Here is a 21,705-nt window from a genome sequence, read left to right on the forward strand (position 1 = left end):
ATCTGATCTACATTCATGTTAAACGCTGTTCTGCAAAGCCCATCCGACACATGGAATACTGAAAACTCGATTGCTGAATTTTATCAGATAAATCCCACAAATTTGTAAGAAGCCTGACTTCGATATTCCTTTTAAAAAGCTCACCGAATAGATCGTTTATTTCAAATTGATGGATGGGAACTTGTGCTTTCTCACTCACATAGTAACCCGCTCCAATATCATGCAGGTAGAAATCTGACATATTAAATTCATAGATATATAACGTTGTATTCTTCATGATTTCAAACCATTTATGCTCAATCGCCACAACGTGATCCATTGAATTTGAAGACAAATAGTACTTTTTATCTTCCTCCGTGGTTGCCGCATTGGCATGAAAAGTAACTCTCGGACAATTCCGAGGCGTTAGGAAATTGGGGAAACATTTCTCATTAATCGCCCACACCAATCCTTTGTTTGGGTCCAGATCTTTCCTTGAAGGTCGTCTAGGATTGAAAATAGAAATATCTTTTTCTTCGCTAACATGAAATAATTTCATCCCGCTCCCCCTTTTCGACCTCAACTAAGCTAACTTTTCTGCTGCATCTACAGTGTGCTTTAACAAAGTAGCTATCGTGACGGGCCCTACACCTGCAGGAACAGGGGTAATCGCTGATGCTTTATCCTTACAGGCCTCATAATCAACATCCCCTATGTTGCCTTCGTTATACCCCGCATCCAACACGACGGCTCCTGATTTAATCCAATCCCCCTGCACAAATTTCGGTTTACCAACTGCCGCTACAACAATATCCGCTAACCTTACCATCTCTTCTAAATTCGCAGTCTTCGAATGGCACATCGTTACGGTCGCATTCCGATTGAGTAACATCATGGAAACGGGCTTCCCGAGAATAGGACTTCGTCCAATGACAACAGCGTGCTTGCCTTCTATTGAAATCTGATAATAGTCCATAATAGCAAGAATCGCAGCAGGAGTACAGGAAGGGAAATCAGCTAAGCCGAAGGCATTTTGAGCAAATCCAAGCGTAGTTACGCCATCCACATCTTTCTCGATACGAATCGCTTCAAATGCAGTCCTTTCATCAATATGATGAGGCACAGGGTGTTGTAACAATATCCCATGTACACTAGGGTCTGCATTCAGCTTATTAATCTCAGCAACCAATTCTTCCGTCGTTGTTTGTTCAGGAAGTTCTATACGAATAGAACGGATCCCCAATCGCTTGCACGCATTCCCTTTCATTTTCACATATGTGGCTGAAGAAGGATCTCCACCGACTAATATCGTTGCCAAACAAGGAATGATCTCCTTTAATGCTAATTCATTAACCCTACGTTTCAAGGCCTCTTTCATGTCTGTTGCCACTCGATTACCATCCAAGATTACGGTTTCCGCGGTCATCTTATCATTCCTCTCAAGTTAGGATCAAACATAAAGAGGTAAGGGGATTTCCCCTTACCTCTTGCCCAGGCGTACGGCCTTTATCGATGTGCTCCCTCATGGTTCCCCATGCTCCGCCAGTCACACAACGTTTATTCATCCTTCTATTTTAGCAATGAATACCATTTATTTCAATTCCTTTGCACGAAAATCATTATAAGGTAGCAGGAGACATAAAGAATGAATACCACATATTCGTCATGAAAACATCAAGAACTACGAAGTAGAACATTTCAAGTCCAACATTTCGTTCGGATAAACCCTTTCTCCATAAGCGGGTTATGAAATAAGATATAAGGGCAAACAGAAGTAGTAAGAACAAGCTAGCCCAAACCGATTGTAAGAAATCCGGCATCACTTGCAGAGCAATCTGTTTACGGTAATCGCCAATAAACAATGCTTTGACAATCAGATACATCGCCATAGATATCCCAAAGTGCCGCATGGCATGCTCGTCATAGTGATATTGCCAAAATACACTGATAACGATTAAATAAAGGCCAGGCAAAAGAATCCATTTTAAGCTAATCAGGGCAGTGAGAACGCCAATCCCCCAGAACAACGGCAAATTCCCAGCTGCTTGTTGCAAGTCCTCTGCACGAAGGCTGTTCATTCGCTCCTGATAAGGAAGCTGATCTGTGGCGTAGTAAACGCGAAACGTCTCGGCATTCACAGCATCCAGCCATATGGCAATTGAACTCCCGTTATACGAGGCGAAAGTCGGATATACGGCAAAACCACCGAATTGGCTGATCCTCGAAGAATCCACCACTTTTCCATCCTTAAAGCCAATCTTGTACACCTCTTGACTCGATTGGCGCCTATTTTTCTCATACACCGATGAAACCACCAGAGTTACTTCGCCAGAAGACGCCTTCATAAACATAGGATGCAAAATCGTATCGGAATCGATCCCCTTCGCGACAGGAAGGTTTAAGACCTCATCTTGTATCTTATCCGGTTGATTCGCGGGGAAAGTGAGCTTATGTAAGGAGCTTTTACCTGATTTGCGTGAACTCGTTGTGTACGCGGTGATAAATGAAGAACCATCTACGGCTAGCGTCATTTCATCCAAACTGCTCGTTGCATTATCTAAGTCCTTAAGCTTCATCTGCGAAAGCGGAATCCAGGTTGTATTCCCAAGCTTCGCGTAGTGAAAGGATTCGTTGCCATCTTTACTGACCGCATAAACAAGCGAGATGCTGCCAGCAGACGTATCCCATACACCTTGTATTTGCTTCACATTCACAATATCAAGTTTAGTCCAGGTAAGGTTAGCATTCGGATGAAATTCGCTGACATAAAGCGATGAATCATTGTACGCTAGCAGAACGTTTTCCCCATTTGGCCCCACGACCGTTTGCACATGACCTATCTCGTTCGCAATGAGTGCGTTCTTCAAACTCCATGAATCACTCTTCCACTCACTCGCATACAGTTTATTGCTGTCCCCGATCCATATAATATGATCCATATCCAACATCTTAAAGGCATGGAAACTGCCCGCATCTGGTATAGGACGGCTCTCAGTACGATGACGTCCCTCTTCATCAATCGTGACGAATTCAAGTGTTTTCCCTGCTCGATATGTAAAACTACCATTGGCAATCATTTGCACAGGTTCACCATAGGCAGCCAACTGTGGTAATTCCGTTGCTCGGCCAAATGGTTCTGGAAATGGCTTCACATTTTCATTCGCCAGCATGAACGTTTGAATTAAAGCGATAATGACTATTATTGCTAGGAAAGGCACATACGTAAGCAGCTTCCATCTTGCTTTCTTCACTTCTTAATCCCTCCAAAACTCACTTAAAAATAGATAATGATGCACATATTAATTTTCCATTGTTCAATAAATACTCATGACAATGATATCATTGATTCCATTATGCTTCACTAAAAAAAATAGAGCGATGCCATCATTTTTATTCATCATGGACCGCTCATTATTGGCCAACTCGGATCTCAATCCGCTACTTCAAAAATAGAATCCACGATAATCGGCAGGTTATCTCTAACTGAAACAGCTCCGAAGACCGATCTAGCGTGCTTCCCCTTTTCGCCGAATACATCCAACATCAGATCCGAACATCCATTTAGCACCAAATGATGCTCCTCAAATTCAGGAACAGCATTCACGAACCCTTGGAGTTTGACAACTTGTTTAACATGCTCCAGAGAACCTAATGCAGATTGCAGAACAGCAAGAATCTCGATACCAGTTAATCTAGCAAAGTGATAACCCTCTTGCGTTGTGTATTCCTTTCCCAATTTCCCTTTTGGACTGTCGGACGGGCCCTTGCCTGACACATACAAAAGTCCGTTCACTTTCACATAATTCGTATATTTCGCCGCTGGTTCACTTGCCGTAGGTAGTAGGATCCCTAATGCCTCTAATCTTTGTGCAATGGTTTGTTCAGTCATAGATATATCCTCCCAAATGCATCTATTCTTCTGACCACTTCACGGCCCAGAGCTCATGCTTTTTATTTGATATTCACCGTTTACTGCTTGAAGTGTAACATAGCGCACACAGTTTGTGATCCATCCATCCTCGGCTCTTTCACCGCCTCCAGCAAGAATGAATTCCAGGGAAGCCGGCAATATGTCATAGGTGACAATATAGTAGGTATCCTGCTCATTTTTTAAAATCTGAATTTCATCATGAATCTTATAATTTAAAATTCGTTTGCTTACAGAGACGGAAGCAGCCTCGTCCTTTTCTAATTCAGTACCAAACAGCTTCTTAACGATTGGCTTCAAGTCATCCTGTTGCTGAATGCTCACTTCGTTACTCAGATCATGATGTACAGCATAGGCAGAGCATCCAGTCATACAACTAACACAACTAAGTAAGATTAGCATTATCAACCATCTCATAGCATCGCCTCGTCTAATGAATTTTTCGTAGTTTTTATACAACAAACTAGGTTTACATATAACCCAGTTTTTAACATCTTACTTCAATAGACGATGGCAATACAAATAAGTTGCAATCATCCTCCTATTATTTACAAGCATTCATCGTATTCCTTAAAATGACAGGCCCCAACTTACCAGTTTTTGTATTCGATAATCGAACTTCCATCGTACTATTCGTTATATCAGCTGTTATATCATCGATTCTTCCTGCCCAAGTCGGACTGCCTTCTTCAGGTGTTGGGAACAGCTTGAAACGCCAGCTTATTTCATTTGGAATAAAAGTAAATCCTTCATAACCATCATAATCTCCCGCTGTAGAGGGCACAGGTAAATGATTCGCATGGATGCTTACACTTGTACGGGGAAAGCTTGGTGTGAGCTTCACTTTATAAACGAGCGCTGCGCCTTTGGCATTCGCATTGTCAGTAGTTACAGGTTCAAGAACAGCACTACATGGCATAGATACATCAGCTTTGACTTGCACGGGGCTAATCATGGCACTCCCCACAATCAACACAACCAACATCATTTTCTTCATAGAATCCCTCCGAAACATGTTTTGTGGTTATTTTTCCCATTTCCTCAATTCCTATGACATGTAATAAAAAGCCACCTCGCGGCGGCTAAAATACGTATACTGAAGCTATCGTTGAATAATTTGCTCGCGCTTAGGTCCAACAGAAACCGTTGAAATCTTCACGCCGATTGTGGATTCGACGAATTGAATGTAGGTCTTTGCCTCTTCTGGAAGGTCTTCCATGCGTTTAATCTGAGAGATATCACATTTCCAACCTGGCATTCGTGACCATACAGGTTTAGCCGAATCCATCAACGCAGTAACTGGAAAGCGATCAACAATTGTACCATCCGCTAATTCATAGCCGACACAAACAGGAATTTCATCCAAGTAGCCTAACACGTCGAGATTTGTTAAAACGACACTTGTCGCTCCCTGGATCATACAGCCATACTTGGTTGCAACTACATCGAACCACCCCATGCGTCTAGGACGCTTCGTGTTTACGCCATATTCACCGGCATCGCCTCCGCGACGACGTAATTCCTCCGCTTCGCTCCCCCCCAATTCAGTAACGAAGGGGCCTGCTCCTACACAGCTCGAATAGGCTTTGACAATGGCGATGACCTGTGAGATTGATCTGGCTGGTAGTCCTGCCCCCACTGATGCAAAGCCAGCCAGGGTCGATGACGACGTTGAATACGGATAAATCCCATGGTCCGGGTCACGTAAAGCACCTAGCTGTCCTTCCACCAATATGAGATCTCCATTTTCATTGGCATTTTGAAGCAGAGTTGTTGTGTCACACACATAAGGAGCTATTCGTTCAGCTTGGCGCAACAGCTGTTCCAATAGTTCATCTGACTGGATGGCTGCACGACCATAGAGATGTTTAAGTAACACATTTTTCGCTGTAAGCATATGCTCGAGTCGTTCCTTTAACCGAGTATCATTAAATAAATCGGCAACTTGAATGCCGAGCTTAGCATATTTGTCCGCGTAAAATGGCGCAATCCCGCGCTTCGTTGATCCATAACTGCGAGCGCTAAGCCGCTCTTCTTCGAGTTCGTCGAAGAGTCGATGTACGGACAATACAACTTGTGCCCGCTCAGAGATGAACAACTTCGGCGTAGGTACGCCTCTTGCTGCAAGTTCCTCCAATTCGCTTAGCACGATATCGATGTCGAGTGCCGTTCCCGGCCCTATCACATTCGTAACATGTGAATAAAACACACCTGAAGGCAGCATGCGCAACGCAAATTTGCCGTAATCATTAATGATCGTATGACCCGCATTACTTCCTCCTTGGTATCGAACAACATAAGATGATTGTGCCGCTAAGACATCCGTCATCTTCCCCTTACCTTCGTCTCCCCAATTCGCGCCAACTATCGCAGTTACAGTCAAATCTAACGCCTCCTAAACTTGTTTTGCCTGACAAAGCTTATTATAATTGCCTTAACGTCATTAGAATAATTGATATAAGTTATACCATATATAAAGTGAGGTAATGTTTGTGGATGTTAATCTGGAGTGGTACCGCGTCTTTTATTGGACAACCCATACGGGAAGTTTATCGAAAGCGGCCGAAGTGCTGCATATCACACAACCCGCAGTGAGTCATACGATTAAGCAATTGGAAGCAGCGCTCGGTGGACAACTCTTCTTTCGTACGGCCAAAGGAGTCACATTAACGGTTGAAGGTGAAGTGTTATTTCGTTATGTCGAGCAGGCATTTAGCTTTATGAAAATAGGCGAAAAAGCCATCGCTGACATGCATAGCTTACATAGCGGGGAGATCAATATTGGGGCAAGTGACACGTTGTGCAAGTATTATCTTTTGCCATATCTGGAGGCTTTCCATGAACAATTTCCAGGTGTGCGAATCCGAGTTACGAACCGAACAACACCTGAAACCATCGCACTTCTCAAGGAAGGTAAAATTGACTTTGGTATCGTCAGCCTTCCCGCTTCGGACAAACAAATCGAATTTCGCGAAAGTACGACGATTCAAGACTGCCTTGTCGGCGGAAAGCCCTATGCACATCTGGCAGGAAGTCCGATATCCCTGGATGATTTACACAAATACCCCCTATTATTATTGGAAAATGGAGCAAGCACGAGGCGCTATATCGATGACTTCGCCACCTCTGAGGGCGTAATCCTCACACCTGAGTTCGAGCTTGGCAGCATCGATCTCCTTGTGCAATTTGCCAAACGTGGCTTTGGCCTTGCTTTCGTCATCGGTAATTATGTAGCTGAGGAACTCGCTGCCGGCGAATTAATCGAAATTCCGTTAGCTTCCCCACCCCCTGCGCGTCAAATAGGGATAGCCACACTTCGGGGAGTTCCCCTGTCAGCAGCATCAAAGTCGTTTCTGGCGATGCTGCCCTGATCAGGTAAGCAAAAAGAGACTGTTCCCTTCAAGCAGATCATTCTACTTGAGGAGTACGGTCTCTTTTTCACACTATTTAAGTTAACATCTTGCGGATTGCCCACAAATTGCCCTTCTCCAGGTAAATAAATGGATTTCCTGTAGTTAATTTCCGTCTTTTCTTTCGAAATTCACAAATAACTGGATTCCCTGCATCTAATTCGCCTCGATTTCCTCTGAAGCGACGATTTAGGCAATATTAACTGTAGAAAATCCATCTAAAGCGCTCAATACCCTAAATCTGCTGAAATTAACGGGAGGTTTTCCATTTATTTTACTACTGACCTTGTGAGTTCTTCGAATATTCATAAAACACCATATGAGATTTATCCTCTTTGTAATAGGTTACTCTGTCCACTAACGTCCCTGTATGGAATTCGAATTTATGCCCGTCTGGGTCTGTGAAATATATCGACTGTTTATCTCTTTCGTCCCTAGTCCGACCTGGAAGTATATGTACATCTAGCCGCTTAAGTTTTTCATAGATTTCATCAAAATCATTCTCATCAATCGTGAAAGCCAAATGCGTATACGAATAGTGAATGTCATGACGCGGAATATCCTTCTCTTGATTCAATGCTAACCAGTACCCATTTAAATCGAAGTAGGCTAAATTACGCCCTTTCACTACTATTTTGGCATCGAAAACTTGTTGATAAAATGCAATCGACTTCTCTAAGTCTGACACCGAGAAAAGTAAATGATTAATCGCGCCTATTTTCATAATAGTCCTCCCCTTCGCTTATGAATGACATCTCCTAACTTCTGTACCGGAACACTTAACAAAATGAGAACGGCCGCTAAGCCATCCAGCCAAGATAGCCGCTCCCCCAACAAAATCATGATAAACACAAGTGTTACAAAGGGGGCGAAGAAGGTGAAACTCGCGATTAAAGAGGCTGACGAGTACTTCAATGCTCTGAAATACAAGAAGAACCCGAATACGATATTACTCAAGCATAACCATAGAACACCATAGAAATCTATCAGCTGTAGCAGCTTTCCTTGTGAATAAACCAGCATCCCCGCAATAGACAATAGCCAAGCTAATAAGGTCATCACAAAGGTACTAACTAGCATGTCTTTTTTGTTCTTCTTCACGAAGTTCGTAAATAACCCCCAGCTTATGGCAGCCAGAATCGCTAACAGGTCTCCTCTTACGTTTGTAAAACTGAAATTCGCGAAATCGCCCTTCGTAACCAGTAGGAGTGTTCCTGCAAACCCCATGAGAATTGAGAGGATTTTATACCTATTCAACCTCTCCTTGTGAATTGGAATTGCGAATATAACGATGAAAATAGGAAATAAATAATTTAACATAGACGCTTCTACGGCTGGAATGAGCTCTAGTGATTTTAAATAGAGAAAGTCATATAGAAACGTAAATACTCCGCAGGCAAGTACCAGCAACCACTCCGAAAACCTCCATACCTTAACCGGCTTCCCCCATGCTCTAATGACTAAAATGACTGCAAATATGATCACACCCATGCCGTACATATAAAACAACACCTGATAGCTATCCAATCGATTTAAAACCAACTTGCTAACTGCTGCAACCGCCCCCCAGATCAACAACAAGATGGGCATGAGGACAAAAGGATTCTGGGTCGCGTTTAATTTCTTCTCATCTTTTAACAAAATTGCTTGCTCCTCAAGAATCTAAATTTTTCCTAGAAACTCTAATCTTATCTGATTAGAAAAGGAGAATTCAAGCAAATATATGATTTTCAGAGCACCATATGCCTAACGTGAAATTATAATATGACGTTCATATTCCATTGATATTCCCCGAACACTCTCCTGCTACGCTGAAGCTAAACTTGGAACTACAGGAGGGATTCATATGCGTCTCGCGTTGTTTACCGACACTTTTGTTCCTCAAATGAACGGCGTTGCACTCACACTTGGGAGGTTAACAGATTATTTGAATCGACGTGACATCGAGCATCTTGTTTTTTCGCCTAAAAGCACGGCTGATATGGTCTATTCGGATCCTATTCGTCCAGTAACGAGCATCCCTTTCTTTCTGTATCCTGAATGTCGTCTAGCCTTACCGAACCTAGCTGCTATCCGAACAGAACTTGATCGCTTTCAGCCCGATTTGCTCCACCTAGCAACCCCTTTTAACCTTGGTTTATGTGGCCTGCACTACGCTCGCAAACACCGCATCTCACATGTTGCCTCTTATCATACTCACTTTGATCGCTATCTGACTTATTACCATATGAAGCCTGCAGTCCCCCTTTATTGGAGCTATATGAAATGGTTTCACCATTCCTGTGATGCGACCTTCGCTCCCTCTCGAGATACCTTAGTCACTCTGCAGGAACAAGGCATTGATCGCTTGTTGCTTTGGTCAAGAGGCGTAGATTGCTCCTTATATACACCTGAAAAGAAGAGCATAGACGTTCGCGAACGATATGGAATTACAGCTCCTTACCTCCTTCTTTATGTGGGTCGCATTGCACCTGAGAAAGATATAGACACGCTTTCCGCAATCATGAAATTATTGCCAGATTCCGTGAAAGCACGTGTTCACTGGCTCATTGTGGGCGATGGTCCACAGCTCCAGGAACTGCGTGAATCAGCACCTTCGAATGTCACATTCGCTGGTTATAAAAGTGGTGAAGAGCTCGCTCAGATTTATGCTTCCGCTGATCTCTTCGTCTTCCCTTCGAGTACGGAAACGTTTGGAAATGTCGTTCAAGAGGCTATGGCATCTGGACTTCCTGTCGTTGCAGCCAATAGCGGCGGTGTACGAGAAATGGTGATCTCTGGGGAAAACGGCGTGTTATGTACTCCTCGTCAGCCGCAATCCTTTGTACAAGAAATCATCTCATTGATCGATGACAGCGTGTGTTTGACGAAGTTTGGTTTTGAAGCAAGAGAATTCGCTCTGGGTCGATCGTGGGACGCCATCTTTGATCAATTGCTTCATGATTATGAAATGATCATAGATTTCCGTCGTATCGGCAAGAAATCTGGCTTCTATTCAGCTTGAAGGAGGACTACGCATGCGATTAACAATTATTGGAACGGGTTATGTCGGCTTAGTAGCCGCAGTTTGCTTGGCAAAGTTAGGTCATATCGTGACAGCGGTCGATCGGGAACATGTGATTCAAGACCTTCGTGTCCATAAATTGACCATTTGGGAGCCTGATCTGCAGGAAATGCTTGAAACTTGCCGCAGAGATGGCCGTTTGTCCTTTGACATCGATATTGCACATGCATCCAGGGATGCTGATGCGCTTATGATCGCAGTAGGAACCCCAATTGGTGTCAACGGTCAAACCGATCTTAGTCAAATTGACGATGTGATTGCTCAATTAAAGCAAGTGGATGGCGTCTGCCCTCCGCTTATCATAATGAAAAGCACAGTTCCTGTAGGCACTTGTGATGAGTTGGAGGCTAATCTACTTGCAGCAGGACTTCAAACGGAAGTTGTTTTCAATCCAGAATTTCTTCGCCAAGGCAGTGCGATTAACGACTTTATGAACCCGGATCGCATCGTTTTCGGTTGCCGTTCACACCTAGCCAAGGCAGCTCTTCACCAACTATACAAAGGGATCAATGCCCCTATTCAAGTCTGTGATCGACGCAGTGCTGAGCTGATTAAATATGCCTCCAATGCCTTCTTAGCGATGAAGATTTCATTTGCCAATATGATAGCCGATGTCTGTGAAGGATATGACGCAGATAATCGTCAAGTTATGCAAGGCGTTGGCGCGGATCGACGCATCGGTCCTCACTTTTTGCGAGATGGCATTGGCTATGGTGGTTCCTGCTTTTCTAAAGATTTGCAATCTTTGCTGACTTCCGGCAAAGCCATTGGACGCTCGCTTCCTTTACTCGAAGCAACAGCTCAAATTAACGAGGAACGAATTCCGCAGCTGTTGGAGAAGCTGATCTCTCTTTGGGGAAATCCACGTGGAAAGCGGCTTGGTGTGCTGGGTATTTCCTTCAAACCGAATACAAATGATGTGCGTGATGCGCCATTTCTCACTTTGCTACGACTATGTCACCTGTATGGGATTGAGGTGCAGACTTTTGATCCTGTCGTCCAACATACCTCAATTGATGGCGTTATCCAGATGGACACGGCGTATGAGGTAGCTACTGATGCTGATGCAATCATCATCATGACAGAATGGCCGCAATTCGCTGAATTGGATTGGGTTCTCATGGCTCGACTCATGCATCAGCCAATCCTGCTTGATGGACGCAACGTCTTATCCGATGAGGTGATTTCGAGGTTAATGTTGGTGGAGAATGTGATCTATATCCCTGTGGGAAGACCGATGGAACGAGCTAAGCTCACCCTATCTGTAAATTTATAAAAGATACAAAACCGGCAGCCTCGGACGAAAAGAAGTCCTTGTTTGCCGGTTTTTTTTGGCATACCAAGTTCTTCTGTAAATCTTAGGAACCAAGTGTATTAAGATTCTCTTTCAAAAACCGATACAACTGCCCACTCGCATAACTTAATGGAGCGGATTTGTAGATGAATCCCGTCAACATATCGATGGATGTACCACTCACTGGAAGTGCTTTTGTCCCACGTGGCATCGGGTCTAGTACTATCTCAGGCACTAGCGCAAAGCCAAATCCATTTTCCACATAGGTTTTCAAAGCAGTCATGCTGCCAATCTCCATCGTTTCTATCCCCACATGTCCTAACTCTTGAAGTATCATTTCCAGTTTTTTACGATATGGACACGTTGCTGACGTTATCAAAAGGCGATGGCCAAGGAAGAGACTCGGTACAAGATCCTCATACTGGCTAAGCGGATGATCTTTAGGTACTAACGCCACAAATTTCTCTGAGAACAGCGGTTGAAAAAAAAGATCAGTTCCTATTTCTGGTGCCGAGCAGCACGCGAAGTCGATATTGCCTTGCAGCAAGGACTCGACCAAAGCTGGTGTGCTGGCAATTTCAAGCGAAACACGGATTCGCGGATAAGTCGTCATGAACTCTTTTAACAATTGGGGTACTCTATAGCTGGCCGTTGGCTCTGTCAACCCGATTCGTACGTTCCCTACTTCACCCGATTGCAGATCCGACAAATTCGTTTGCAACCTCTCCATCCTCTTAACAATCTCTAAACTTTCCTCGTAAAATAATCGGCCTGCTTCCGTTAATCGAATTTTCTTTCCGCGTTCTAAGAGTTGAATACCTAAATCGACTTCTAACTTCTGAATTTGCATCGTCACCGTAGATTGGGCATAGTTCATTTCCACTGCGGCTTGATGAAAACTGCCATGTTTCACGATCATATGTAAAGTTTTTAGCGTTTTAATATCCATCCCGTGCTCCGTTCCAACAATTCAAAAATTTTGAATCATTCCTTCAATATCTTCAATTATACAGAACTCTATTGAAGCTTTACAATGAAAATATAGCAAACAAGGAGGAGATTCGTATGCAGCTATCCAATAAAGTAGCACTTGTTACAGGGGGTGGCACTGGCATCGGCAGAGCGGTGAGCTTCGCACTAGCTAAGCGAGGGGTTGCGGTCGCAGTGAACTATTCACGCTCAAAGGAGGATGCTGAGGAAACAGCTCAAAGCATCATAGATGAAGGTGGACGTGCGATTGCTATACAAGCTGACGTTTCCAATAACAACGAAGTCATAGAGATGGTACGGTCTATTGAACACCGTTTGGGAAACATAGATGTATTAGTCAATAATGCAAGTATTACACATCATATTCCCCTTCCTGATCTTGACGCTGTAACCGAGGACATCTGGGATGCATTGTTCGACGTGAATGTGAAAGGCATGTTTTACTGTGCAAGAACCGTTGCGCCAATGATGAAACAGAACGGACAAGGCGCGATCGTCAATGTAGGAAGTATTGCAGGATTAACGGGTGTTGGCTCTTCTCTTCCCTATGCCATATCCAAGTCAGCCGTCCATGGCTTAACCAAATCCTTAGCACGAGCGCTAGCACCACATATTAGGGTGAACTGCGTCGCACCAGGAGCAGTTGCCACCCGTTGGTGGGCTGGAAGAGAAGAACAGATGCAGAAACTAGCACCAAACCTGCTGCTCCAGCAAATTTCAACCCCTGAAGACATCGCCCAATTTATATGTGCAGCTCTGGAACAGGAAGCCATGACCGGACAAATCATCACCGTTGATAGTGGTCAGACGTTGTAAGCACAATATAAAAACAACGTTTTTCGTCAAATTGACGAGAACGTTGTTTGATGTATCTATTCAAATATACGTTGAAGCTAAATGGTCGATCTGTTTCTTGACCTCCAACCAATTCTCAGCACGGTACACATATTCATTTACAATACTCAGATTATACGGCTGATCAAATAAAATGACGGGTTTCTGAGCCGCAGCTAGCTCTTCTGCATAGTGAGGAGCATCATCAATCAGAACATCAACTCCATAACGAATGCAGGCTTGAAGCTTATCTTCAACCAACAAAATGTGATGATAGTCAATCTGATACTTTTCAAGCCATGCCATCGTGACATGCTGAAATTGTTGCGGCCTAGCCGTCACCATCGTAATCTGATGTTGTTTAAATAGTTCTTGTAATACCTCCACCGCCATTGGAAAAGGTATCGAGCTCCAATGTATGTCATGTCCGAAGCTATAATAGACTTCATCCCGTTTGGCTTTATCCCATCCGTATAATCGGTATAAATAAAAATCATTGACATCCTTATGGGTTAGTTCCAACCCTGAAACGTTATTATAACAATGTAAATAAGCAGAAGTAGCATCCAGTACAGTGTTATCCAAATCTATGCCAATGTGCATCGAGTTTCATTTCCCCTCTTACAAATCTAATCAATCGGTCTATTCGTAAGACGACTGAGTTCAAGTAAAATGTTCTGTGCAACAGCTTCTGGCTCTGCTAAATTACCCTCTTCTTTCTGTTTCATAAAATAGGTCGATAGCTCGAAATCGCTTTCTCGAGCTAATTGTTGCATCCCCGTATTCATCATTCCAGGGTCAATTGTAAACACATGAACCGGATTCGCTTTTTTGTTTTGTTCCATGGCTACACATTTCGTGAACATATTCAGCGCTGCTTTCGATGAGCAGTACATGCTCATACTTCTTGCTGGGTACTGCCCTGAGCCAGATGATATGTTAACTATCGAGCGTTTAGCAGCCCAGTTCGCGGTTTCCTTTATAAAACACGAAGTAAGTAGTATCGGAGCTGTTAGATTCAGTTGAATTGACGTCATAATTTCATCTGGTGAACAGGCTTGTATAGGTTTAATTGGATTTACAGTTGCCGCATTGTTAATAAGGGTAACCGTTTCAACTGTTGATGGATCAAAGGATTCAACGATCTCCCGCAAGGTCGCATCTAACCGCTCAACCTGAGTGAGGTCCGCAGCTATGAAATGATAGTTAGCTTTTAACTCATGCGCAAGTTGCTGAATTTCCTTGTTCTCCGTCCGTGATAAGCTGAATACCAGAATTTCCTCCGACAACAACAGCCGTGATAGCGCTGCGCCTAACCCACTTGAGGCTCCTGTAATGATGTAGACGTGTTTACTCATGCCATGCATCCTCCTAAAAATTGATCACAGCTATAGCTACCAATGTTTTTCCAATGCTTCTTCACTTCGAGTGAACTCATTTCTCGCATAAAAATTAACACTATTCGTACTCGGCCATAAAATAAGAAACTCGACATCATGTTCTCTTGACCAATGCTCCATAGCTTGATGAATCTTGGTTCCTAATCCCTTACTTCTATAACTAGGCCTTGTATAAACATTCGTCACATAACCAAAGTAAGGATTTGGCGATTTGCCAGGTCTGGGAACTTTATGGATCAATTGCAGATACATATGCGAGATGATCTCGCCATCCACTTCTGCAACCCAAATTTTCCAGTCACTTCCGTTCAACGCGTTAACTAAAAACGCTCTGCAAATCAATTGAAACTCCTCAAAATTAGTACCGCTCTTATTGTCTTCCTCTGAGAAATCCCATCGCATTTGCACGAGTTTATCCATATCATCTAATGAAGCCAAACGAATCATTTCCATTATTGTAACCTCGCAATCTCGTTTATCCCAGATAATTCGCTGATCAGTAACAATTTCCTTTTTTCTCCAAAAACCGCAGAAAGCTTTAGTTCCACCGCGGTGCAATCCTAGATGAAAAAAAAGACCACGGCGAAATTCCGCGGCAGCCTCCTTCTTATTTTCCACTTCTACAAACCAATTTTGAAAACAGCAATCTCTGGCGAGCAAGCAACCCGAATCGGAATTCGTGATGTTCCCAGCCCTCGATTGATATAGAAATGCTTTCGCTCATCAATACGTTTGAGTCCAACATGATAGTTTTTATAAGCACCAATCTTACTACCTAATGGTTTAATTTGCCCACCATGCGTGTGACCGACAAGCAATAAATCAAATGGAATGTGCGGCTGAAGTGACGTTTCAATAATACTCGGAGAGTGAGCTAGCATGATGATCACGTCAAAGTTTTGTAGATCCTCAACACGCACATTCAGCCGTTCTTTGCCATATAGGGAATTGTCAAAACCGTAGATCAGCCACTTCTTATCTCCGATGTGGACAGGGAAACCACGATTGGATAACACAGTAATATGGGCGTCCTGAATGGTTCTAAGAATCGCCTCATAGTCTTGATCTGAATTCAGTTGGAATCGGGATTGGACTAACCCATAGCGTTCATGATTACCGGGAACAAAAAATAATTGATCACACTTTATTTGACGAATCTCCTTCAAAACCTTATCCAATTGCTCTTTGTTTGACGCTAAATCACCTGTAATCATCACAAGATCAGGGTTAAGGTTATTCACCATTTTACTCAATGATCCATTGATGAAAAGGGTTTGACCGTGCAAATCAGAAATTTGTACAACGGTGACATTCTTTTTAGCTGGATCGCCTAGCTGAGTATGTGAAACCTTCACCCAGAAGGTGCTATATACAATAAATAGTGCTCCGAGGACTAGTATGACAACGATACCGGCAATTACCATCACGCAGCATTAACTCCCTTCATGAAGGACATTCCTGCCAATATACATCTTTTTCAATCATTTTCATTTTCATCAAAGTTAGATAATAATAGCTGCTGCAGCCGCGCCACATTATCGTTCCAGAATTTCCCGTAGAAGGCCACCCAATCTTGGATTTCTCTTAACGGAGCAGGCTGCAGTCGAAACCGTGTTTCTCGACCAACCTTACGATCCGTTACGAGCCCAGCCTCTCTTAGAATCGTCAAATGCTTGGATACCGCCGTGCGCCCCATTTCAAAATGCTGCGTGATCTCGTAGAGAGGTAATTCCTCTACCTCCGCTAAAAGCTGAATTAGCTTACGCCGAGTAGGATCGGCTACCGCGTCATATACATCTCGTATTGGATTCTTCTCGTTCATAATCACCTCTCCCGACTCTTCACACTTTAATGTGACACCTCGTGGTGTCTTATCATTATGAGTTGCAACGAGGTACGATGTCAAGTTGCCCCACAATGGAAAAGCCAGTTGCGGCAGCAACTGGCTCTCACTCAAGACTTTATAAACACTGTTTTGATATCCGTGTAGAACTCAATAGCCGCCTGCCCTTGCTCCCGTGAGCCAGAGCTCGATAATTTCATCCCGCCGAACGGGGCTTGCAGCTCTACGCCGGCACTTTCGGCATTAATGCGCACAAGTCCTGCGTCGATATCGTGCATGAAGGTTAGCATTTTCGAGAAGTCTCTCGTGAAAACCGACGCGCTAAGTCCGAATTTCACGTCATTCGCAATTTGAATGGCTTCCTCAAAGGAATCCACTTTAATTAAAGCAAGAACAGGTCCGAAAATCTCTTCCTGCGCGATAGTCATTGAACTTGTAATATGTTCAAATACCGTAGGCGCAATGTAGTAGCCTGCATCTAAACCCTCGTCTTGCACTTTACCGCCGCCACAGAGCAAGGTTCCACCCTCTTCGATCCCTTTGGCAATATAGGATAATACCGTATGATATTGCTTCTCGCTTGCGCAAGGCCCCATCCACGTAGAAGCATCCATTCCAGGGCCTACACGGATCTCCTTAATACGCTGAAGCAGCTTTATTTTGAACGACTCATAGACTTCGCTTTGTACGATCACACGGCTTGTAGCTGTACATTTCTGCCCCGTTGAACGTAAGCCACCACTCACAGTTGCTTCAACAGCGAGATCTAGATCGGCATCGTTGACTACGATGATTGGGTTTTTACCGCCCATTTCCAGCTGATACTTCGCGCCCTTCGCGAGTGCGCTCTGACCAACCATTTTCCCAATACGATCCGATCCTGTAAAGGTAATACCATGGATGTCCGGATGATCTGCGATAGCTTGACCAATCACATCTCCTTGACCCGTCACCATATTTACAACACCTGCAGGGATTCCCGCTTCTTCAAAGCATTCCATGACTAGGGCCGCCGTTATTGCGGTTTCCTGTGCAGGCTTGAACACAATCGTATTTCCGAAGATTAAAGCGGGAGCGATTTTCCAAATCGGAATAGCTACTGGGAAATTCCACGGTGTAATCACGCCAACAACGCCTAAGGGAACACGTGTTGTAAACATTAAAGCCGCACTGTCCGTTGATGGAATCACGTCACCTGTCTTCCGCATACCCTCGCCTGCATAATAGCGTAGAATCGCGATGCCCCTTGCGGTTTCACCTTTGGCTTCTGGGAATGTTTTTCCCATTTCTAGTGTCATCATTTCGGCAATTTCATCCAATCGCCTCTCAAGCTTATCCGCAACCTTATACAAGTAATCACCACGAGCTGATCCGGATAATTTACGCCAAGCTAACTTCGCTGCTTTCGCTGCAACGACGGCTTCATTCACATCTGCAATGGACGATTTCTGCACATAGCCCACGATCTCATGTCGGTTCGCTGGATTAATACTTCCCTCCACCTCGCCGATAGAAGATGCAAGCCACCCCCCATTGATATAGTTCAGATAAGTTTTAATTTCACCCATGTTAATCTCTCCCGCCTCTAAACTCCGTTAATGCCGCCAAAAGAGCTTTTACATAGCCAATCGCATAGGCCCAGCCAACCCAATTCATCTTGGTTTCTGCACTTCGATGCGGTGCTCGATCCATTTCGAGCGAGGTGATATGATCTGGATTTATACAGCCGTTATAGCCAACCTTATGAAGCTCCAGCAGAATTTTCGCCATATTCATATGTCCATCATCAAGCATGGCCTCTTCAAATGCACCAGCCGTTGCCAGACTACCCCGTACATTGCGGAAATGTACAAGAAAAATTTTATCCTTACGACCATACTGATAAATTTCATCAAGAACAAGCGGCGTTCCACCAGCTTCTCCCCGAGAGCCTACACAATAGACGAGACCAACGTTTCTGCTAGGAAAGCTATCGATTACACGATTCAAACCAAGTCCACCGAATGGCGTGTTATGATAAGGCGTATCGGAAGGATGCACAGCTAATTTCATCTCATACTCTTCTGCAAGTGGAACCAGTTTACCGAAAACTAAATCAAAGCGCTTCCACCAAGCATTCAATTGCTCCACCGTAGGAGGTTGTTTGTCCAGATTGCGCTTCAAAGACTCCCCACGAACAAGTGCGCCACCTCGGTGTATGGCTGTATATTCCTCTGCCATATAAGGAAATACATCACCTGCAAAACGCTGACGAACGAGCGTAATCCCAGCTTCTCCGAAGGTTTTGATCGCGTTACTGACGTTATCCAATTGGATCTCCGAGCCTGGCTCCTCCAACATGAAGCTAGTCGACATGTCAGGCAGCGTCACCCGATTAATTTCCATTCCGTGAGAGCGAACTCTGCGTTTTAATTGTAAAAGTTGATCAAGATCCGGAAAGCCCTGCTCACGAACACCTGGGAAAGAACCCCCCTGCGTAAAATCAATACAATCAACCCCGAGCTGACACATTTGTCTCAAATCGCTATCGGATAATTCACATGTGGGAACTTGTATGGATACCTTCATTATGATATTTTCCTCCTAACCGTTATTAGCTATCGCGACCAGGTCTAAACTTCGTTTAATGATGGATTCCAACTGTACATAATGCTCACGTTCTACTTGAACTAGCGGTGTTCGAACTTCAAGACCAACCGGCAATCCTACAATATTCATGCCCGCTTTAATCAATGAAACGGCATACCCTTTGCGCAATTGACGAATACGGTGGATCGGTAAGATGACTTCTTGATAAATGGAACTGACCATCGCCTGATCTCCAGCAAGCAAGCTTGTATAAAAGGTTCTCGATACCTGCGGAATGTAATTGGATATTGCGGATGAGTAAGATAGATAGCCTAGTGCGGAGTAAGCTGGCATCGTTAATTCAGCAAGCGGCATCCCATTCATCCATTGTAACCTTGAACCTATTGATTGTACGAATTCAATATTTAGCTCAAAATTTCCTAATCCATCCTTGAAACCAATAACGTTAGGTAAGTTAGCCAGTTTTTCTAACGTACTTAAGGTAAAAATCGCGTTATCACGCTGATAAACAATAACAGGTAAACTCGTGCTCTGTGCGAGCGTTCGATAGTAGTTAAACAAGCCCTCCTGCTCGGGAATAATCAAATATGGCGGAAGCAACAATAAACCGTCAGCGCCGAGTTTTTCAGCAAGTTGTACGCGATCCACTGCTTCTCTAATATTGCCTCCAGCCCCTGCGAATACAGGCACTTTGCCTGCGGCAGTCGCTACGCCAACTGAAACGACTTGTTCATACTCTTTGATATCCAAGGACTGATATTCTCCTGAACCCGCACAAACGAAGACAGAATCCAAACCATTTTCCACTAAAAAACGGACATTAGCTTGTAATGCTTTCTCATCTACTTGCTCCTGAAGATCAAATGGTGTTACCGGAAAGCCCATGATGCCTGCGAGTGAAATATTCACATGATTCCCCACTACTAACAGCCCCTTTTCAACTTCTTATGTGCCTATGAATGTAAGTATAGAAAATGGAGGCGTTTTCGTCTTTATAAAAACATGCCGCTTTTTTTCAAAAAATACATGCTATAATGATCTTCAGTCTACTTGAGAGGAGCCCTCATGCGTGTTGAATCCATCCATTTACTCACGTAGTAACCTGTATCTCAACCAAAATCTGGTTCAGCTGCATGGTGCCTCCGCCTCCATATTCGTTCATTACTGGGGTGCGAAACCGCAGCATAAGGGCAATCGTCCGCATACACATTCCTTTTTTGAAATATGCTACGTCGTCGAAGGAGAAGGACATTACTATCACGATGGCATTACCTATCCGCTTCGTCCTGGGACACTATATTGCTCGAAGCCCGAAAGTCGTCACTCCATCCAAAGCGATGAAGGCATGCTGCTCTTATTTTTCGCACTCGAGCCAGTCGCAGCCGAGTCAAGTGATGCTTTTATGCAGGATTTTAGCCAGCTGTGCGCGTATCCGCATCTTTTCATTCCGAATGCTGAGGGGACAGCTCCCATGCTCATTTGGCAGGCTCTGCTCATCCAAGCTTCGGAGACGGGTGATCGCTATAAAGAAACAATTGAGCAACTAGCGTATACGCTGGTCATTAGTTGTATCTCCTTGTTTCTGCAGCATTGCCGATCTGGTGATACCGCTTCGTCAACTTTTGATATGGAGCTGCAAGGCACGCTTAAGAAGGTCAAAGCCTATATTCAGGACCATCTTTCTCATAAAATGGCACTTAGTGACGTGGCCCAAAGCCTCCACTTGTCCGAACGACAGCTCTCCCGTCTGATCTCGGATGAATTGGGACAAACCTTCCCGTCCATCGTCAAGACGGAAAGAATCAAAAGAGCTGCCTATTTACTAGGCTACACAGACATCCCATTGAAACAAATTGCCGAGGATACCGGCTTTGAAAGCATCCACTATTTCACACAGGTATTTACCAGAGAAATGGGGACCCCACCCAGTCATTTCCGCAAAAACTGCTTGAACTCCGAAACCGTCGACGCTTGGATTCATAAATATCTGGCGCAGGTTGCGACGCGTTATCAGAAGAATAGGCTGGTGCCGACGAGTGAGGGAAGTAGCTCAGAGTAGTGCCAAGTGTAGGGGTAAATGAAAATTCAGGTAACGGTAGGGCTATAGTTGAAAACCACACGTCAGCAGTGCTATAGCTCACGTCACCTCACTCTCACACCGCCACACGCCCCCCCACACCCACACCACACCTCACCCCACCTCACCCCACCACGGTACGGTAAGGCCCGGCACGCCACACCACCCCATTCCACGCCGAAAATTATAATAGCTGGAATTTATCCAGCTAATATTTAGCTCATCGCCAACTTTAGGCGAATAACTGGAAAAACTCCAGCTAATTTCAACCATTTACTCGCATTCCGCGAAAAAGGT

At 44.1% G+C, this 21,705-nt stretch carries 23 protein-coding genes and 1 riboswitch; of the genes, 5 read left to right on the top strand and 18 right to left on the bottom strand.

The window, feature by feature from the left end; all coding sequences use genetic code 11:
* Positions 1–13: 13 nt before the first annotated feature.
* From ACSQ8P_RS19620 to ACSQ8P_RS19650, 7 genes are all read right to left on the bottom strand, one after another.
* Positions 14–538 (bottom strand): DUF6886 family protein, encoded by a 525-nt coding sequence (locus tag ACSQ8P_RS19620; RefSeq protein WP_436236718.1) that lies wholly within the window; start codon positions 536–538, stop codon positions 14–16.
* A gap of 24 nt (positions 539–562) precedes the next feature.
* Positions 563–1,405 carry a bifunctional 5,10-methylenetetrahydrofolate dehydrogenase/5,10-methenyltetrahydrofolate cyclohydrolase gene (locus tag ACSQ8P_RS19625; RefSeq protein ID WP_436236719.1) on the bottom strand — a complete coding sequence of 281 codons (843 nt, stop codon included), beginning with the start codon at positions 1,403–1,405 and terminating at the stop codon, positions 563–565.
* 56 nt (positions 1,406–1,461) lie between these two features.
* Positions 1,462–1,539, bottom strand: a riboswitch (ZMP/ZTP riboswitch).
* Positions 1,540–1,598: 59 nt separating this feature from the next.
* Positions 1,599–3,230 carry a hypothetical protein gene (locus ACSQ8P_RS19630; protein ID WP_436236720.1) on the bottom strand — a complete coding sequence of 544 codons (1,632 nt, stop codon included), beginning with the start codon at positions 3,228–3,230 and terminating at the stop codon, positions 1,599–1,601.
* A gap of 179 nt (positions 3,231–3,409) precedes the next feature.
* Positions 3,410–3,868, bottom strand: a complete 459-nt coding sequence (locus ACSQ8P_RS19635) for a RidA family protein (RefSeq protein WP_436236721.1) — start codon at positions 3,866–3,868, stop codon at positions 3,410–3,412.
* 39 nt (positions 3,869–3,907) lie between these two features.
* Complete coding sequence (locus tag ACSQ8P_RS19640; protein ID WP_436236722.1) at positions 3,908–4,324, bottom strand: hypothetical protein; 417 nt, start codon at positions 4,322–4,324, stop codon at positions 3,908–3,910.
* Positions 4,325–4,451: 127 nt separating this feature from the next.
* The gene (locus ACSQ8P_RS19645) at positions 4,452–4,904 is read right to left on the bottom strand and encodes a hypothetical protein (RefSeq protein ID WP_436236723.1); all 453 of its coding nucleotides are present in this window, start codon (positions 4,902–4,904) and stop codon (positions 4,452–4,454) included.
* Between the two features lie 105 nt (positions 4,905–5,009).
* Complete coding sequence (locus tag ACSQ8P_RS19650; protein WP_436236724.1) at positions 5,010–6,290, bottom strand: adenylosuccinate synthase; 1,281 nt, start codon at positions 6,288–6,290, stop codon at positions 5,010–5,012.
* Positions 6,291–6,399: 109 nt separating this feature from the next.
* On the opposite strand from ACSQ8P_RS19650, the gene ACSQ8P_RS19655 reads away from it, so the two are divergent.
* On the top strand, positions 6,400–7,278 hold the full coding sequence (locus ACSQ8P_RS19655; RefSeq protein WP_436239562.1) for a LysR family transcriptional regulator: 879 nt from the start codon (positions 6,400–6,402) through the stop codon (positions 7,276–7,278).
* 316 nt (positions 7,279–7,594) lie between these two features.
* Here the strand turns inward: ACSQ8P_RS19655 and fosB are convergent, their stop codons facing one another.
* Together fosB and ACSQ8P_RS19665 are read right to left on the bottom strand one after the other, a co-directional pair.
* Positions 7,595–8,041, bottom strand: coding sequence for a metallothiol transferase FosB (fosB, locus tag ACSQ8P_RS19660; protein WP_436236725.1), 447 nt, complete (start codon positions 8,039–8,041; stop codon positions 7,595–7,597).
* A complete protein-coding gene (locus tag ACSQ8P_RS19665; protein ID WP_436236726.1) occupies positions 8,038–8,958 on the bottom strand; it encodes a DMT family transporter in 921 nt (306 codons plus the stop codon). The genes fosB and ACSQ8P_RS19665 overlap by 4 nt, the downstream gene beginning before the upstream one ends.
* Before the next feature lie 205 nt (positions 8,959–9,163).
* On the opposite strand from ACSQ8P_RS19665, the gene ACSQ8P_RS19670 reads away from it, so the two are divergent.
* Positions 9,164–10,321, top strand: coding sequence for a glycosyltransferase family 4 protein (locus tag ACSQ8P_RS19670; RefSeq protein WP_436236727.1), 1,158 nt, complete (start codon positions 9,164–9,166; stop codon positions 10,319–10,321).
* Between the two features lie 13 nt (positions 10,322–10,334).
* On the top strand, positions 10,335–11,657 hold the full coding sequence (locus ACSQ8P_RS19675; RefSeq protein WP_436236728.1) for a UDP-glucose dehydrogenase family protein: 1,323 nt from the start codon (positions 10,335–10,337) through the stop codon (positions 11,655–11,657).
* Between the two features lie 82 nt (positions 11,658–11,739).
* On the opposite strand, the gene ACSQ8P_RS19680 is transcribed toward ACSQ8P_RS19675, so the two are convergent.
* The gene (locus ACSQ8P_RS19680) at positions 11,740–12,624 is read right to left on the bottom strand and encodes a LysR family transcriptional regulator (protein ID WP_436236729.1); all 885 of its coding nucleotides are present in this window, start codon (positions 12,622–12,624) and stop codon (positions 11,740–11,742) included.
* A gap of 116 nt (positions 12,625–12,740) precedes the next feature.
* Between ACSQ8P_RS19680 and ACSQ8P_RS19685 the strand changes: the two genes are divergently transcribed.
* Positions 12,741–13,481: an SDR family NAD(P)-dependent oxidoreductase gene (locus ACSQ8P_RS19685; protein ID WP_436236730.1), complete on the top strand. Its 741-nt coding sequence runs from the start codon at positions 12,741–12,743 to the stop codon at positions 13,479–13,481.
* A gap of 60 nt (positions 13,482–13,541) precedes the next feature.
* Here the strand turns inward: ACSQ8P_RS19685 and ACSQ8P_RS19690 are convergent, their stop codons facing one another.
* The 8 genes from ACSQ8P_RS19690 to kdgD form a co-directional block, all read right to left on the bottom strand.
* Positions 13,542–14,102: a 5' nucleotidase, NT5C type gene (locus tag ACSQ8P_RS19690; RefSeq protein ID WP_436236731.1), complete on the bottom strand. Its 561-nt coding sequence runs from the start codon at positions 14,100–14,102 to the stop codon at positions 13,542–13,544.
* A 26-nt stretch (positions 14,103–14,128) separates the two neighbouring features.
* A complete protein-coding gene (locus ACSQ8P_RS19695) occupies positions 14,129–14,857 on the bottom strand; it encodes an SDR family NAD(P)-dependent oxidoreductase (RefSeq protein WP_436236732.1) in 729 nt (242 codons plus the stop codon).
* Between the two features lie 36 nt (positions 14,858–14,893).
* A complete protein-coding gene (locus tag ACSQ8P_RS19700; protein ID WP_436236733.1) occupies positions 14,894–15,517 on the bottom strand; it encodes a GNAT family N-acetyltransferase in 624 nt (207 codons plus the stop codon).
* A 2-nt stretch (positions 15,518–15,519) separates the two neighbouring features.
* A complete protein-coding gene (locus ACSQ8P_RS19705) occupies positions 15,520–16,323 on the bottom strand; it encodes a metallophosphoesterase (RefSeq protein WP_436239563.1) in 804 nt (267 codons plus the stop codon).
* Positions 16,324–16,376: 53 nt separating this feature from the next.
* Positions 16,377–16,721, bottom strand: a complete 345-nt coding sequence (locus ACSQ8P_RS19710) for an ArsR/SmtB family transcription factor (protein WP_436236734.1) — start codon at positions 16,719–16,721, stop codon at positions 16,377–16,379.
* Between the two features lie 131 nt (positions 16,722–16,852).
* Entirely contained in the window at positions 16,853–18,310 is a 1,458-nt protein-coding gene (gene gucD, locus ACSQ8P_RS19715; RefSeq protein ID WP_436236735.1) for an alpha-ketoglutaric semialdehyde dehydrogenase GucD, read from the bottom strand.
* A 1-nt stretch (position 18,311) separates the two neighbouring features.
* A complete protein-coding gene (locus tag ACSQ8P_RS19720; protein ID WP_436236736.1) occupies positions 18,312–19,310 on the bottom strand; it encodes a mannonate dehydratase in 999 nt (332 codons plus the stop codon).
* Positions 19,311–19,325: 15 nt separating this feature from the next.
* Entirely contained in the window at positions 19,326–20,252 is a 927-nt protein-coding gene (gene kdgD / locus ACSQ8P_RS19725) for a 5-dehydro-4-deoxyglucarate dehydratase (protein WP_436236737.1), read from the bottom strand.
* Between the two features lie 148 nt (positions 20,253–20,400).
* Here kdgD and ACSQ8P_RS19730 point away from each other — a divergent pair, with 148 nt between their 5' ends.
* Positions 20,401–21,390 carry a helix-turn-helix domain-containing protein gene (locus ACSQ8P_RS19730; protein WP_436236738.1) on the top strand — a complete coding sequence of 330 codons (990 nt, stop codon included), beginning with the start codon at positions 20,401–20,403 and terminating at the stop codon, positions 21,388–21,390.
* Positions 21,391–21,705 lie beyond the last annotated feature (315 nt).

Origin of the sequence: Paenibacillus sp. LjRoot153 (assembly GCF_964253085.1) — a bacterium.
In the GTDB taxonomy this organism is placed as follows: Bacteria; Bacillota; Bacilli; order Paenibacillales; family NBRC-103111; genus Paenibacillus_E.